Source organism: Pseudomonas sp. IT-93MI4 (genome assembly GCF_949767635.1).
Taxonomy (GTDB): domain Bacteria; phylum Pseudomonadota; class Gammaproteobacteria; order Pseudomonadales; family Pseudomonadaceae; genus Aquipseudomonas; species Aquipseudomonas putida_A.
Genome location: NZ_CATKPP010000003.1, coordinates 43,947 through 57,800 on the forward strand (window position 1 = coordinate 43,947; position 13,854 = coordinate 57,800).

15 protein-coding genes are annotated in these 13,854 nt (G+C 59.3%); 6 read left to right on the forward strand and 9 right to left on the reverse strand.

From position 1 onward, the window contains the following. Positions 1–27 precede the first annotated feature (27 nt). Positions 28–1,086, reverse strand: a complete 1,059-nt coding sequence (locus ACM6I7_RS02340; RefSeq protein WP_414887892.1) for a DUF2066 domain-containing protein — start codon at positions 1,084–1,086, stop codon at positions 28–30. 373 nt (positions 1,087–1,459) lie between these two features. On the opposite strand from ACM6I7_RS02340, the gene purM reads away from it, so the two are divergent. The 3 genes from purM to ACM6I7_RS02355 are packed head-to-tail and all read left to right on the forward strand — an operon-like array spanning position 1,460 to position 3,890. Continuing rightward, positions 1,460–2,518 (forward strand): phosphoribosylformylglycinamidine cyclo-ligase, encoded by a 1,059-nt coding sequence (gene purM / locus ACM6I7_RS02345; protein WP_027614051.1) that lies wholly within the window; start codon positions 1,460–1,462, stop codon positions 2,516–2,518. Continuing rightward, entirely contained in the window at positions 2,518–3,168 is a 651-nt protein-coding gene (gene purN, locus ACM6I7_RS02350) for a phosphoribosylglycinamide formyltransferase (RefSeq protein WP_027614050.1), read from the forward strand. Before purM ends, purN begins: the two co-directional genes overlap by 1 nt. 8 nt (positions 3,169–3,176) lie before the next feature. After that, the gene (locus ACM6I7_RS02355; protein ID WP_007962880.1) at positions 3,177–3,890 is read left to right on the forward strand and encodes a DUF3108 domain-containing protein; all 714 of its coding nucleotides are present in this window, start codon (positions 3,177–3,179) and stop codon (positions 3,888–3,890) included. A gap of 193 nt (positions 3,891–4,083) precedes the next feature. Here ACM6I7_RS02355 and ACM6I7_RS02360 read toward each other — a convergent pair whose 3' ends face one another. Both ACM6I7_RS02360 and ACM6I7_RS02365 read right to left on the reverse strand, forming a co-directional pair. Further along, positions 4,084–5,709, reverse strand: coding sequence for a methyl-accepting chemotaxis protein (locus ACM6I7_RS02360; protein WP_103369304.1), 1,626 nt, complete (start codon positions 5,707–5,709; stop codon positions 4,084–4,086). 138 nt (positions 5,710–5,847) lie between these two features. Next, complete coding sequence (locus tag ACM6I7_RS02365) at positions 5,848–6,894, reverse strand: amidohydrolase family protein (RefSeq protein ID WP_414887893.1); 1,047 nt, start codon at positions 6,892–6,894, stop codon at positions 5,848–5,850. 130 nt (positions 6,895–7,024) lie between these two features. On the opposite strand from ACM6I7_RS02365, the gene ACM6I7_RS02370 reads away from it, so the two are divergent. Continuing rightward, complete coding sequence (locus ACM6I7_RS02370) at positions 7,025–7,441, forward strand: OsmC family protein (RefSeq protein ID WP_027614046.1); 417 nt, start codon at positions 7,025–7,027, stop codon at positions 7,439–7,441. Between the two features lie 61 nt (positions 7,442–7,502). Continuing rightward, on the forward strand, positions 7,503–8,366 hold the full coding sequence (locus tag ACM6I7_RS02375) for a pirin family protein (RefSeq protein ID WP_414887894.1): 864 nt from the start codon (positions 7,503–7,505) through the stop codon (positions 8,364–8,366). Positions 8,367–8,512: 146 nt separating this feature from the next. On the opposite strand, the gene ACM6I7_RS02380 is transcribed toward ACM6I7_RS02375, so the two are convergent. The 4 genes from ACM6I7_RS02380 to ACM6I7_RS02395 all read right to left on the reverse strand — a co-directional run bounded on the left by ACM6I7_RS02380 (position 8,513) and on the right by ACM6I7_RS02395 (position 12,222). Continuing rightward, positions 8,513–9,241, reverse strand: a complete 729-nt coding sequence (locus ACM6I7_RS02380; RefSeq protein WP_414887895.1) for a dienelactone hydrolase family protein — start codon at positions 9,239–9,241, stop codon at positions 8,513–8,515. A 68-nt stretch (positions 9,242–9,309) separates the two neighbouring features. Next, the gene (gene htpG / locus ACM6I7_RS02385) at positions 9,310–11,214 is read right to left on the reverse strand and encodes a molecular chaperone HtpG (RefSeq protein ID WP_007962872.1); all 1,905 of its coding nucleotides are present in this window, start codon (positions 11,212–11,214) and stop codon (positions 9,310–9,312) included. An 82-nt stretch (positions 11,215–11,296) separates the two neighbouring features. Beyond that, positions 11,297–11,749 (reverse strand): PaaI family thioesterase, encoded by a 453-nt coding sequence (locus tag ACM6I7_RS02390; RefSeq protein WP_027614042.1) that lies wholly within the window; start codon positions 11,747–11,749, stop codon positions 11,297–11,299. Then, on the reverse strand, positions 11,746–12,222 hold the full coding sequence (locus ACM6I7_RS02395; RefSeq protein ID WP_414887896.1) for a PaaI family thioesterase: 477 nt from the start codon (positions 12,220–12,222) through the stop codon (positions 11,746–11,748). Before ACM6I7_RS02395 ends, ACM6I7_RS02390 begins: the two co-directional genes overlap by 4 nt. A 158-nt stretch (positions 12,223–12,380) precedes the next feature. Between ACM6I7_RS02395 and ACM6I7_RS02400 the strand changes: the two genes are divergently transcribed. Beyond that, on the forward strand, positions 12,381–12,617 hold the full coding sequence (locus ACM6I7_RS02400) for a hypothetical protein (protein ID WP_007962865.1): 237 nt from the start codon (positions 12,381–12,383) through the stop codon (positions 12,615–12,617). 88 nt (positions 12,618–12,705) lie between these two features. Here ACM6I7_RS02400 and ACM6I7_RS02405 read toward each other — a convergent pair whose 3' ends face one another. Beyond that, entirely contained in the window at positions 12,706–13,107 is a 402-nt protein-coding gene (locus tag ACM6I7_RS02405; protein ID WP_097090115.1) for an MAPEG family protein, read from the reverse strand. Continuing rightward, positions 13,107–13,844 (reverse strand): DUF599 domain-containing protein, encoded by a 738-nt coding sequence (locus ACM6I7_RS02410; RefSeq protein WP_027614039.1) that lies wholly within the window; start codon positions 13,842–13,844, stop codon positions 13,107–13,109. The genes ACM6I7_RS02405 and ACM6I7_RS02410 overlap by 1 nt, the downstream gene beginning before the upstream one ends. Between the last annotated feature and the right edge of the window lie 10 nt (positions 13,845–13,854).

Sequence of the window (13,854 nt, forward strand, 5' to 3'; positions counted from 1 at the left end):
TCCCACTGCTTCTATATAAGGAAAGACTTACCAGCGAAACCGCAACGAAGGTGCTACCGGTGCAGGCGCTGAAGCCGCAACAGGCGCTGCACCTGCCACCGCTGGCTGCGGCGCTGCCACTGGCGTCGGTGCTTCGGCCGGCAACTCCTGCAACTTCGCCAACGACAACTGCGCGCGCAACTGATCGGCACTGCCGTTGACCCGATACACGATGCGATCACCATCGACACTTTGCAGACGCACACCGAAGGGTTCGAGTAACCGCAGCAGCGTGGCGTAATGCTCAAGATTCATGCCCTGCACTTCCAGAGTCTGTTGGCCCGAAGCGCCAGGCTTGGCGACAAAGCGCGGCGCCAGACGCTCGGCCACCGCCAGCATCACGGCATCGGCCACGGCAGCCTGGTCGGCGCCCTGCACACTGCCGGCCTCTTTCTGATCGCCCAGCCACAGATGCCACTTGGCCTGCCACTGCCCGCCCTCTTCGTGCGCATGCACCGCCAGCAACGCATCCGCGCCGTAACGCTCCGAAGCGCCGCGCAATGGCGCGGGATCGGTGCCATCCAGCACTGGCGCGGTAGCCACCAGTTGCTCACTCAGATCCGCCAGCGGCAGACGCAGCGGCAAGCCGCGATGCTGAGCCGCAGAACGCAATGGTGCAGCCGCTGCCTGACCGTCGCCGACCAGGCTCGAACCTTCAGTCGAATCGTTCAGCCACCAGCTCAGAATCGACGGCCGACTCGCCCCCCACAACGACAGCCCGGCGCGACGCAGCGCCTGCTCGGTGGTGGCCGGATCGAAATCGACCTTGAGCACCTCCGGCGGCCCGGCATCAAAACCGAACTGACTGATGATCTGCTGCGGATCCTTGCGAATCGCCGCCAGCCCGGGATTTTGCGGCGCCTTGGGGTCACCGGTCAGGCGCAACACCAGCGTATCGAGCGCCGCCTGCGTGGCGCGATCACGCTCTTCCGGCGCCTGGCTGCTGACTGGCTGGCGCACTTGATAGAGACCTTTGAGGTTTTCGGCATGACTCGCCAGGCTGACCAACGACAAACAACCCACAACCAACAATTTACAAAAACGCATGGAAAATTCCCGTCGACAGGAGCGGCTGGAACAGGCCGCGTGAACCGGTTAAGCAAGGCTGTGACAATCTGCCATCGCAAAACATTCACACGCTAGCGGTAAGTTTTTGCACAGTGATAACGATAGACGGTTAATCGGCACACCTTATACAGGCAGCCGTCCGGCACAATTGCAAAAAATTTCAGTCGATTATGCCCCTGCCCGTCGGCGCGAGGATGGCCGCTGCCCCTCAAGCCTGATAAAATCGCGCGCCTTCGCAGACCGGCAACAGCCGGGCACCCCGAAATTCGCGTAAGGCCATCGCCCTCTCGATTTCGATGTTCCCGCTGAACTCGGTCGTTACCCTGAATCCCCTCCCCTAAAGGCCTGGATCATGAGCAAGCAACCCTCCCTGAGCTACAAGGACGCCGGTGTAGACATCGACGCCGGTGAAGCATTGGTCGAACGCATCAAGAGCGTCGCCAAGCGCACTGCGCGCCCGGAAGTCATGGGCGGCCTGGGCGGTTTCGGCGCCCTCTGCGAGATCCCGGCCGGCTACAAACAGCCGGTGCTGGTTTCCGGTACTGATGGCGTCGGCACCAAGCTGCGCCTGGCGCTGAACCTGAACAAGCACGACAGCATCGGCCAGGACCTGGTCGCCATGTGCGTCAACGATCTGGTGGTGTGCGGCGCAGAACCGCTGTTCTTCCTCGACTACTACGCCACCGGCAAGCTGAACGTCGACGTAGCTGCCACCGTGGTCACCGGTATCGGTGCAGGCTGCGAACTGGCAGGCTGCTCGCTGGTCGGCGGCGAAACCGCTGAAATGCCTGGCATGTACGAAGGCGAAGACTACGATCTGGCCGGCTTCTGCGTCGGCGTCGTGGAGAAAGCCGAAATCATCGACGGCTCGAAAGTCGCCACCGGTGACGCACTGATCGCCCTGCCATCGTCCGGCCCGCACTCCAACGGCTACTCGCTGATCCGCAAGATCATCGAAGTGTCGGGTGCCGACATTGAAACCGTTCAGCTCGACGGCAAGCCACTGACCGAACTGCTGATGGCCCCGACCCGCATCTACGTGAAGCCGCTGCTCAAGCTGATCAAAGACACCGGCGCGGTCAAAGCCATGGCCCACATCACTGGTGGCGGCCTGCTGGACAACATTCCGCGCGTTCTGCCAAAAGGCGCTCAGGCCGTGGTTGACGTGGCCAGCTGGACTCGCCCGGCGGTCTTCGACTGGCTGCAAGAGAAAGGCAACGTCGACGAGACCGAAATGCACCGCGTACTGAACTGCGGCGTGGGCATGGTGATCTGCGTGGCTCAGGAGCACGTTGAAGTGGCCCTGAACACCCTGCGTGACGCCGGCGAACAGCCTTGGGTCATCGGCCAGATCGCTGCCGCTGCCGAAGGCGCTGCCCAGGTTGATCTGCAGAACCTTAAGGCTCATTAATGTCCGCAACCTGTGATGTCGTGGTGCTGTTGTCCGGCACCGGCAGTAACTTGCAGGCTCTGATCGACAGCACGCGGACCGGCGACAGCCCGGTCCGCATCGCTGCGGTGATTTCCAACCGCGCCGACGCCTACGGCCTGCAACGCGCCAGTGACGCGGGTATCGCCACCCGCTCGCTGGATCACAAGGCTTTCGAAGGTCGCGAGGCCTTCGATGCTGCCCTGATCGAACTGATCGACGAATTCAAACCGAAACTCGTGGTACTGGCCGGCTTCATGCGCATTCTCAGCGCTGATTTCGTGCGTCACTACCAGGGTCGCCTGCTCAATATCCACCCGTCGCTGCTGCCCAAATACAAAGGGTTACACACTCATCAGCGCGCGCTGGAGGCCGGCGATGCCGAGCACGGCTGCTCCGTGCACTTCGTCACCGAGGAACTCGATGGTGGACCACTGGTCGTACAGGCAGTAATACCGGTAGAGTTGCACGACACGCCGCAGACACTTGCGCAGCGAGTGCATGTCCAGGAACACCTGATCTACCCGATGGCTGTACGCTGGTTTGCCGAAGGCCGACTGGCACTCGGTAAGCAAGGTGCTTTACTGGATGGCCAGTTACTCGCGGCCAGCGGCCACTTGATTCGACACTAGGAGATTTTATGCGTCGCGCCCTGCTCTTCGCTTGCGCTCTGCTCGCCCTGCCTTTCGCGCAGGCGGCAGACCTTCAACCGTTCTCCGCCAGCTACACCGCCGACTGGAAACAGTTGCCCATGAGCGGCACCGCCGAACGCAGCCTGACCAAGGAAGCCAACGGCGTCTGGAAACTCAGCTTCAAGGCGTCGATGATGATCGCCAGCCTGACCGAAGAAAGCACGCTGACCCTGGACAAGGACACCCTGCTGCCACAGTCCTACCACTTCGAACGTGGTGGTCTGGGCAAAGCAAAAAAGGCTGATCTGGACTTCGACTGGAACAGCAAGATGGTCACCGGCACTGACCGGGGCGACGCGGTGAAGATCCCGCTGAACCGTGGCATGGTCGACAAGTCGACCTACCAGTTGGCGCTGCAGCATGACGTGGCCGCCGGCAAAAAGACCATGAGCTATCAGGTGGTCGACGACGGTGAAGTCGACACCTATGACTTCCGTGTATTGGGTGCCGAGAAAGTCGACACCAAGGCCGGCAAGATCGATGCAATCAAGGTCGAGCGCGTGCGCGACCCGACACAAAGCAAGCGCATCACGGTGCTGTGGTTCGCCAAGGACTGGGATTACCTGCTGGTGCGCCTGCAACAGGTTGAAACCGATGGCAAGGAGTACAACATCATGCTCCAGGACGGCACGGTCAACGGCAAAACCGTTAAAGGCAGCTGATCCGCCGCTACAACGAAAAGCCCCGCAATTGCGGGGCTTTTTTATGCCTGCAGTTTTCGCGACGACACATATCCCCTGTGGGAGCGAGCTTGCTCGCGAAGGCGTCAGTTCAGCCGACTTGTTTATGGCTGATACACGGCTTTCGCGAGCAGGCTCGCTCCCACAGGGTTCAGCTCGATCTTCGAGGGTCAGATCAGACCGAAAATTTGGCCACCATATTGTTCAAATCCACCGCCAGCCGCGACAACTCCTGGCTTGCCGCACTGGTCTGATTTGCCCCCGCCGAAGTCTGCATCGCCAGATCGCGGATGTTCATCAGGTTGCGGTCCACCTCCCGCGCCACCGCTGCCTGCTCTTCCGAGGCGCTGGCGATCACCAGGTTGCGCTCGTTGATCAAGGTGAACGCCGAGGCAATTTCCTCCAGCGCCAAACCCGCAGCCTTGGCCAGTTCCAGAGTCGAATTGGCGCGGACGCTGCTCTGTTGCATCGAACTGACCGCCGAATCGGTGCCCTGCTGGATGCCACCGATCATCTGCTCGATTTCCTGGGTCGATTGCTGGGTGCGATGGGCCAGCGCCCGCACCTCATCGGCCACCACCGCGAAGCCACGCCCGGCATCCCCGGCCCGCGCCGCCTCAATCGCTGCGTTCAGTGCCAGCAGATTGGTCTGCTCGGCAATCGAGCGGATCACGTCGAGCACTTTGCTGATGCCGTGAACCTTCTGCGCCAGATCCTCGACCTGCGTTGCATTGGACGTGACGTCGTCAGCCAGGGACTGGATCGAAGTCACCGTCTGGTTGACCTGCTCGCGCCCATGCTGGGCAATCCGGTCAGACTCGCGCGACGCCTCGGAAGTCGCCACGGCGTTGCTCGCGACCTCTTCCACGGCAGCGGTCATCTGATTGACCGCCGTGGCGGCCTGCTCGATCTCCAGGCTTTGCTGGTGCAGCCCGCGCGTGGCGTCCTCGGTGACGCAACTGAGTTCCTCCGAGGCCGACGCCAACTGGCTGGACGATTCGGAAATCTGCCGAATGGTGTCGCGCAGGTTGTGCTGCATGCTTTTCAGCGCCTGCAGCAGCCGCGCCGGTTCGTCCTTGCCGGAGATGTTGATATCGCCCGTCAGATCACCGCCGGCCACCACTTCCGCCACGCCCAGTGATTGCGCCAGCGGCAGGACGATGCTGCGCGTCAACAGCAATGCAAGACCGATGGTGATCAGCGCGGTGATGCCGATCATTACCCCCACCCACACCCGCGAATTGATGAAGACCAGGCGCGCAGCTTCGGTGGCAAGGTTGGCGTTGTGCTTGTTCAGCTCGACCAACTCCTTCAGGGTGGCCGCCATGTCGTCGGCCAACGGGCTCATTTCACCGTTGAGAATCGCCGCCGCCTCCTCCACCCGATTCTGCGCGGACAATTGCATGACCTGCGCCTGAAACTCCAGGTACTTGTGCTCGGCAACCTTGAAGCGGTCGAACAACTTGCGCTCTTCGGGCAGCACGATCAACACGTCATAGCGTTGTTGGGCTTCGCTCAAGACACCGCGCAGATCATTGAGCTTGGCGACATTCTGCGCCAGCGCCTGCGGGTCACGATTGAGCAGCAGGCGCATGGTCAGCGCACGCAGGCGCAACATGTCCTGACTCATCTCGCCGACCGCCATCACGCTCGGCAGCCAGTTGTTGTCGACCTCATCAGACTGGGCGCGCATGTTCGCCATTTGCAGCAGGGCGAACGCCCCCAGGGCAAACACCATCAGCGCCAACACACCAAAACCCAGGCCGGCTCGCGGCGCGATATTGAGACTACGGATGCTCATGACTCTGGTTCCTTCCAAAAGCGCTGCATCAACCCTGCAGCTGGTTGCTTTAGAAGGTATCGGCCCGGCGAAAATTTGCGTAAGACCAAAAGGTGATATCAAAAGGCCTTGATACTTCGAACCCTCGGCATTAACGATTCAGCGCGGTTTCCCGGACTTTGCCGCTGTTCGCGGCAATATCGCCAGGAAGTTATCCCGGGCGACCTTATGCGCAACTTCTTCAGGCAAGGCATCAAGGAACGGCGTGAAGCTGCGCATTTCCTGACCGAGCTTGGTGAAACGGCCTACAACATCCGAGCCGATCATGAACCGATCAGGGTATTTCTCGACCAAGGCCAGCCATTCGGCGCGCGGCTTGCCCTGCTCGTCCAGCAGGTACGGTGTGAGCATGCTCCACGACAGATCGATGTACAGATTCGGATAAGCCTCAAGCATCCGACTCACCGTGGGCAGGAGAAAATCCAGTTGCGTCTGGTGCCGATGAATTTCCGCGCTGGTGCCGGCGTGCGCCCAGATGAACCGCGTGTGCGGATGATTACGCAGCGGTTCCTCGACTTCCTTCAGGTACAGCGGATTTTTCTCACGCTTGGAAGTGATGTTGGAATGCAGCATCACCGGCAAATCGTTTTCGGCGGCCAGGTGATAAATGCGCTTCATCGCCTCATTATTGGCCCGTGGCGTGTCGCCGGCGGTCAACGCCGTCAAGTCATCATGGCGGGTGAACACTTCACCAATGCCCTGCCACAGCCCCGGATACAGATCGAGCATGCGCTGAATGTGCGCGGCGGAGTTCTTGTCATTGGGGTTGAAGCCCGACAGGAACGGATGAAAGTGCTGACGCTGCTCCGGAGTCAGCTTTTGCACGGCATCGGCAACGATCACGTCGGTGGCGCTGTACCAGTAGGCATCGGCATCATCGCCGGCGTAATAACGCGGACGCTTGGGTTCGTCCTCATGCCATTTCTTCGCCACGGGAATCCCGGAAATCATCACATGGTCGATGGAATTGTCCTGCATGGCCGTGAGCAATTTCGCCATGCCGGCGGTTTCCTGGAAAAAATCCACGTAGTGCAAGTGCGCATCGCTGTAGGTGTAATCGCGGGCGCTGGCGCTACCGGCAAATGCCAGCAGGCAGGCAAGACTCAAACGAAACAAGGACACAAGTAATCTCCGGCAGGTAGGCATAGCCTAGACCCTGAGCCGATGACAAGGGTTCATCCTGCAGGAAAGTGGAACGCGGCTCTGTAGGAATGCTCTATAACTGCAAGGTCCTTTTTTGATCGCACGACTTTTTCCTACTGCCAGTGAGGTTGCCATGACTGTTACCGTCAATACCGTCTCCGCCGAAGGTTTTCGTCACACCGTACAGATCGATGACCACGAATTGTTTGCCGACGTGCCGAAGTCTGCCGGCGGCGAGGGCTCGGCCCCCGAGCCACACGACTACTTCGACGCCGCGCTCGGTGCCTGCAAGGCACTGACCCTGAAGATGTACGCAAAGAAGAAAGACATCCCGCTGACCGGCGTGGGTGTCGAGGTCAAACGCGACAACAGCGAAGAGCAAAAAGGCAAATACGCCCTGCACGTGACGCTTACCCTCAAGGGCGTCCTCACCGATGCCCAGCGTGAAGAACTGCTGCGCGTCGCCGATCGCTGCCCGATCCACAAACTGATGACCACCACCGACGTCAGCATCGAAACCCACGCCCCACAAGGCTTCGACAGCCAGTAATCACCCTCTTGCCAGCGGCGGGTTATGCTTCTGGCATCACCCGCTCAGCCTGGAATGCACCATGGATACGCAACCACTGATCATCCGCCCGCGCGCCGAAGACGTCGAAGGCCAGCCGATCCTGCGCCCGCTGCCGTCAGCCAAATGCCGTAGCGTCGGGCCTTTCGTGTTTTTCGACCACATGCTCGAAACGGTTTATCCGACGGGCAAAGGCATGAACATCCGACAGCATCCGCACATTGGTCTGTCGACCCTGACCTACCTCTTCGAAGGGCAGATCCAGCACAAGGACAGCCTTGGCTCCGATCAAGTGGTCAGCGCCGGCGATGTCAGCTGGATGACCGCCGGCAGTGCGATTGCCCATGTCGAGCGCACGCCCGAGCCGCTGTGGGAGCAAAGCTTCACCATGCACGGTTTGCAAATCTGGCTCGCTTCGCCCAAGGATCACGAGCAAGGTCCGGGACATTACAGCCATCACCCGGCGGCAACCTTGCCGGTCAGCGATAACCTTGGTGTGCAGATCCGGATGATCGCCGGGTCAGGCTTTTGCCTGGAATCGCCGGTGCCGGTGCTTTCTCCTACGCTGTACGCCGAAGTAAAGATGCAGACCGCGACCACTTTGCTGATCCCGACCGAGCACGAAGAACGCGCGATTTATGTGCTGAGTGGCGATGCGCAGTTGAATGGCGAGCCCCTCGAACCCCATGCGCTGGCGGTGTTGCCGGCCGGGGAACAGATGAGCCTGTTTGCCGAAAGCGATGTGCACGCAGTGGTGTTTGGCGGCGCTGCGCTGGACGGGCCACGGCGGATCAACTGGAACTTCGTCGCGAGCGATCCGGCGGCGATCGATGAGGCGCGGCGTAAATGGGCGGCCGGGGATTGGCCGACGGTGCCGGGGGAAGTCGAGCGGATCGAACTGCCCTGAGTGTTGTGTCGCTAGAGGGTAAGCCTTCGCGAGCAAGCCCGCTCCCACAAGGGGAATTGTGGTGTGTATGAGTTCTGAGTACACATCACAATCCCCCCTGTGGGAGCGGGCTTGCTCGCGAAGAGGCCAGTAAAGGCGCCGAAAAATCAGCCCTTGAACACTTCTTCCAGCAAGTCATGCATCGACTTGAACGCACGCTTGGCAGTCTTCGCGTCGTACATCATCTTGCCCGGCACATTGGCATGTGGATCGGTGAACGAATGCACGGCACCGCCATAGCTGAGCAACTGCCAATCGACCTTCGCCGCGTTCATTTCTTCTTCGAACGCCGGCAATTGCTCTTTCGGCACCAACGGGTCGGAGGCACCGTGCAGCACCAGCACCGAGCCCTTGATGTTCTTTGCGTCGGCCGCGTTCGGCGAGTCGAGCGTGCCGTGGAACGACACCGCCGCCTTCACCGGCGCACCGGTACGCGCCAGATCCAGCGCACAGCAACCACCAAAGCAGAACCCGAACACCGCCAGTTTCGAGGTATCGACCGCTGCCTCGCCCTGCTTCTGCAATTGTTCGAACGCCGCCTGCATACGCTTGCGCAGCAGTGCCCGATCGTTCTTCAGCGGCATCATCGCGGCGCCGGCCTCGTCAGCGTTCTGCGGACGTACTGCCTGGCCATACACGTCCGCGATCAACACCACGTAACCCTTGGCCGCGACCGACTTGGCGATCTCCTCCGCCCCGGCACTGACGCCCATCCAGTTCGGCGCCATCAACAGGCCCGGGCGAGCGCCCTTGTGCTCAGCGTCGAATGCCAGACGACCTTCATAAGGCTGGCCATCCAACTGATAGACCACGGAACGTACAGTAACTTGGCTCATTTCTGACTCCTGATTAGTTAAACACCAGAATGAAAAAACCCGCCGAAGCGGGTTTTTCTACAACGTGATCAAGCTGACAGTTCAACCAGCAGCTTGTTCAGACGGGTCACGTACGCGGCCGGGTCTTTCAAGCTTTCGCCAGCCGCCAGGGCGGCCTGATCGAAGAGGATGTGCGACAGGTCGCCAAAACGCCCTTCGTTCTGCTCGCCGTCGAGTTTCTCGATCAGCGGGTGGCTCGGGTTGAATTCGAAAATCGGTTTCGATTCCGGCACTTTCTGCCCGCTGGCTTCGAGGATCTGGCGCATTTGCAGGCCCAGGTCCTGTTCGCCGATGGCCAGAATGGCTGGCGAATCGGTCAGACGGTGAGAGACGCGAACCTCGGCAACGGAGTCGCCCAGCGCGGTTTTCAGGCGCTCGACCAGACCTTCTTTGGACTTGGCGACTTCTTCTGCAGCTTTCTTGTCCTCTTCCGAGTCCAGGTTGCCCAGATCAAGGTCACCGCGTGCCACGTCGACAAAGGTCTTGCCGTCGAATTCGCTGAGGTAGCTCATCAGCCACTCGTCGATGCGATCGGTCAGCAGCAGCACTTCGATGCCTTTCTTGCGGAAGACTTCCAGGTGCGGGCTGTTCTTGACCTGCGCGTAGGTTTCGCCGGTGAGGTAGTAGATCTTGTCCTGACCTTCCTTGGCGCGCGCCAGGTAGTCAGCCAGACCGACAACTTGCTCGCCGTCGTCGCCTTGAGTCGATGCGAAACGCAGCAGACCGGCAATTTTTTCCTTGTTGGCGAAATCTTCTGCCGGGCCTTCTTTCATGACCTGACCGAAGTTTTTCCAGAAGCCCTTGTATTGCTCAGGCTCGTTCTTCGCCAGTTTTTCCAGCATGTCCAGCACGCGCTTGGTCAGCGCCGACTTCATCGAGTCGATGATCGGATCTTTCTGCAGGATTTCCCGCGACACGTTCAGCGACAGGTCGTTGGAATCGACCACGCCCTTGATGAAGCGCAGGTACAGCGGCAGGAACGACTCGGCCTGATCCATCACGAACACGCGCTGCACGTACAGCTTCAAGCCTTTCGGCGCTTCACGCTGGTACAGGTCGAACGGCGCGCGGGCCGGCACGTACAGCAGCGAGCTGTATTCGAGCTTGCCTTCGACCTTGTTGTGGCTCCAGGCCAGCGGGTTTTCGAAGTCGTGAGCGATGTGCTTGTAGAACTCCTGATATTCCTCGTCCTTCACTTCAGTGCGCGGACGGGTCCACAGGGCGCTGGCGCGGTTGACGGTTTCCCATTCAACGGCAGGCTTCTCTTCGCCTTCAGCGGCAGTGACTTCTTTCGGCAGCTCGATCGGCAGCGCGATGTGGTCGGAGTATTTCTTGATGATGTTGCGCAGACGCCAGCCGTCGGCGAACTCGTCTTCAGCGGATTTCAGGTGCAGGACGATACGGGTGCCGCGCTCTGGCTTGTCGATGGTGGCGACTTCGAACTCGCCCTCGCCTTTCGACGACCAGTGCACGCCTTCGCTGGCAGGAGTGCCGGCGCGACGGGAATACACATCAACCTGGTCGGCAACGATGAATGCCGAGTAGAAGCCGACACCGAATTGGCCGATCAGGTGAGAATCTTTTTTCTGATCGCCCGAGAGATTCTTCATGAAATCGGCGGTGCCCGACTTGGCGATGGTCCCCAGGTGGGTGATCACATCGTCACGGTTCATGCCGATACCGTTGTCTTCGAGGGTGACGGTCTTGGCGTCCTTGTCGAAGCTCACACGGATTTTCAGTTCAGCGCCACCTTCGAGCAACTCAGGCTTGGCCAGGGCTTCGAAGCGCAGCTTGTCGACAGCGTCAGAGGCGTTCGAGATCAATTCGCGAAGGAAGATTTCCTTGTTGGAATACAGCGAATGGATCATGAGGTGCAGCAGCTGCTTTACCTCGGTCTGGAAGCCCAGGGTTTCCTTTTGAGTTTCCACACTCATGGTCATCAAACTCCAATCAGATGGCAGTGGCCGCGATCCAGAGGGGTCGGCGGCGGGTTGTTCACTGAGTTGGGGGCAGCGTTCAGGATTTCAAGGGCTCATCAATTTTGAAATGTGCACGTGCGGTGGCAATCGGTTCGCTCTCGGTGCTTTGCCAGGCCGTGATGGCGACGTTGGCCACGCGCCGCCCCTGGCGACAGACCTGACATTTGGCCCAAGTGTCGCGAAACTGCCCGGCGCGCAGATAATCCAGAGAAAAGTCGATGATCTTCGGCACCCCGGGCGAACCGGTGAAGATCAGCAAATGTAACGCGGCTGCCAGCTCCATGAACCCGGCAATCACCCCGCCATGGATCGCCGGCAATAAAGGGTTACCAATGTTGTCCTTGTTCGCTGGCAGCTTGAACAGCAATTCATCGCCGACCCGGGAACATTCGACGCCGATCAGCCCGGCGTAAGGAATTATCCGCAACAACGGCGCGTAATCGCCCTGAGCGTGAGCCTGCAGCAGCTGTTGCTTCCAGTCATCGCTCATCGATTCTCTCCTTTGACCTTGCCGCCAAATCCCTGGGTGCCTTTCAGGTTTTTGCCCATGCGCATGAAAGTGCCGACGACATGGGCGATCGGCTGATTCGGGTCATCCTGATAAGCAAAGCCGCGAGCGAAGATCACATCGGTGGTGACCCGGTAACACTGGGCAAAGCCATAGACGTCCTTGTTCGGCTCGGCGGCGTGCATGTAGTCGATACGCAGGTCCAGGGTCGGGCAGACTTCGAACTCCGCCAGCACGCACAACGTGGACATGCCGCACGCGGTGTCCATCAGCGAGGTAATGGCGCCGCCGTGGATGACCCCGGTCTGTGGATTGCCGACGATTTGCGCGCTGTACGGCAACCTCACAGTGAGCCCTTCGCTGCTGGCGCTGTGTACCGTCAAACCGAGCACCTGACAATGGCGCAGGGCCAAAAGAAATCGTGTCGCGCGCTCAAAAACGGGGTTTTCAGCCATTTGATAATTACTCTCGTCAGAGCCTTTTGCCAGTAGTAAGAAATACGGCAAAAGTTCCACTAAAAAACAAACTTATATATCTGAACGAAATGAGGAACTTAACCTTTGGGCCAGTGCTCTTAAGGCCAGTAGTTATTTTCCATAAGGAGAAACACCCCATGCGTAAGACTTTAGCTATTGCCTTGATGTTGACCGCTTCCCTCGGTCTCGCTGCCTGCGATAAAAAATCCGAGGACAAAGCTCAAGATGCCAACCAACATGCTGAGCAAGCTCAGCAAGACATGAACAAAGCTCAGGATAAAGTGAACGACGCAGCAAAAGAAAACGCCGAAGCTGCCAAAGCTCAGGCTGAATCGAATCAAGCTGCTCAGGAAGAAGCTGCCAAGAAGCAATAATTGCGACTTGATGCAGAAAAAGAAAACCCGCCAAGTGCGGGTTTTCTTTTGCCTGCGATTTTTTGTCAGTCTTGGCTTAGAGGCTTTCTTAGAGCAATACGGTTCTAAAAGTCGGACTAATCATCAGCAACAAACTGCAGATCAGGCCGACCAGCCACACCAGGCTGCGCAGGGATGGTTTATCCGCCAGGTATAACCACACGTAAAGAATTCGCACGATCACAAAGATGATCGCCAGCGCATCGATCAACCAGCCTTGGGTTTGCGTGGTGTGCGCCATCAGCACACCCACGGCGAACAGGATGAACGCTTCGATGCAGTTCTGGTGTGCCGCCAGCGCCCGCGCGCCATAGCCAGTGAGTTGCGCCTGCTGTTGGCGCGGTAGATGGTTGTTGTAACCACCCTGCTCTTTCATGGCTTTACCCACCGGCATGCGCGCGATGTAGATCAACAATGCACTGATAAACACACACCAGAACGGAATACTCATCAAGCGGCCTCTTTATTGGTTTCGGGCAATGGCGCCTCTGTAGGGGTATAGACCATCACATCGAGCACGTCGGAATGAAACTCGCGGCGGTACAACACGATGACCACCCCGGCACTCATCAACATGAACAGCCACGGGCTGACAAACCACGCCAGCATGCTCATGCCGAAGTAATAAGAACGCAGACCGAAGTTGAACTGGTTCGCCGCCATCGAAATCACTCGCGCCGCCCGCAGTGCGAACGCCTTGCGCTCCTGCTCCGAGACCTGACGCTCACCGATCATCGGCGCGGAACCGACCAGCACCGCAGCAAAGTTGTACTGACGCATGCACCAGCTGAACGTGAAGAACGCATAGACGAACACCAGCGCCAGACAGAGCAACTTGATCTCCGACATGCCCTGCGATGCCTGCTGCACCATCGGGATATCCGCCAGCAACGACACGGCGCGCTCGGATGCACCGAGCACGGTGAGAATGCCGGCGAGGATGATCAGGGTGCTGGAGGCGAAGAACGAGGCGTTGCGCTCAAGATTGCCGATCACGCTGGCGTCGGCGATACGGTTGTCACGCAGGAGCATGCGGCGCATCCAGTCTTCGCGGTACAGGTGCAGCACACTGGCCAGACACGCGGTATCGCGGGCCTTCCACGACGCATAACGGGTGTAGCCGCCCCAGCAAATGACAAACCAGAGCGCGGCCAGCAGGTGGATCAGATTGGCTTGGATGAACGACATGCAATTCCCT

Coding starts and splice junctions, on each gene's coding strand:
- ACM6I7_RS02340 (WP_414887892.1), bottom strand. CDS start 1,086: ATGCGTTTTTGTAAATTGTTGGTTGTGGGTTGTTTGTCGTTGGTCAGC.
- purM (WP_027614051.1), top strand. CDS start 1,460: ATGAGCAAGCAACCCTCCCTGAGCTACAAGGACGCCGGTGTAGACATC.
- purN (WP_027614050.1), top strand. CDS start 2,518: ATGTCCGCAACCTGTGATGTCGTGGTGCTGTTGTCCGGCACCGGCAGT.
- ACM6I7_RS02355 (WP_007962880.1), top strand. CDS start 3,177: ATGCGTCGCGCCCTGCTCTTCGCTTGCGCTCTGCTCGCCCTGCCTTTC.
- ACM6I7_RS02360 (WP_103369304.1), bottom strand. CDS start 5,709: ATGAGCATCCGTAGTCTCAATATCGCGCCGCGAGCCGGCCTGGGTTTT.
- ACM6I7_RS02365 (WP_414887893.1), bottom strand. CDS start 6,894: ATGCCTACCTGCCGGAGATTACTTGTGTCCTTGTTTCGTTTGAGTCTT.
- ACM6I7_RS02370 (WP_027614046.1), top strand. CDS start 7,025: ATGACTGTTACCGTCAATACCGTCTCCGCCGAAGGTTTTCGTCACACC.
- ACM6I7_RS02375 (WP_414887894.1), top strand. CDS start 7,503: ATGGATACGCAACCACTGATCATCCGCCCGCGCGCCGAAGACGTCGAA.
- ACM6I7_RS02380 (WP_414887895.1), bottom strand. CDS start 9,241: ATGAGCCAAGTTACTGTACGTTCCGTGGTCTATCAGTTGGATGGCCAG.
- htpG (WP_007962872.1), bottom strand. CDS start 11,214: ATGAGTGTGGAAACTCAAAAGGAAACCCTGGGCTTCCAGACCGAGGTA.
- ACM6I7_RS02390 (WP_027614042.1), bottom strand. CDS start 11,749: ATGAGCGATGACTGGAAGCAACAGCTGCTGCAGGCTCACGCTCAGGGC.
- ACM6I7_RS02395 (WP_414887896.1), bottom strand. CDS start 12,222: ATGGCTGAAAACCCCGTTTTTGAGCGCGCGACACGATTTCTTTTGGCC.
- ACM6I7_RS02400 (WP_007962865.1), top strand. CDS start 12,381: ATGCGTAAGACTTTAGCTATTGCCTTGATGTTGACCGCTTCCCTCGGT.
- ACM6I7_RS02405 (WP_097090115.1), bottom strand. CDS start 13,107: ATGAGTATTCCGTTCTGGTGTGTGTTTATCAGTGCATTGTTGATCTAC.
- ACM6I7_RS02410 (WP_027614039.1), bottom strand. CDS start 13,844: ATGTCGTTCATCCAAGCCAATCTGATCCACCTGCTGGCCGCGCTCTGG.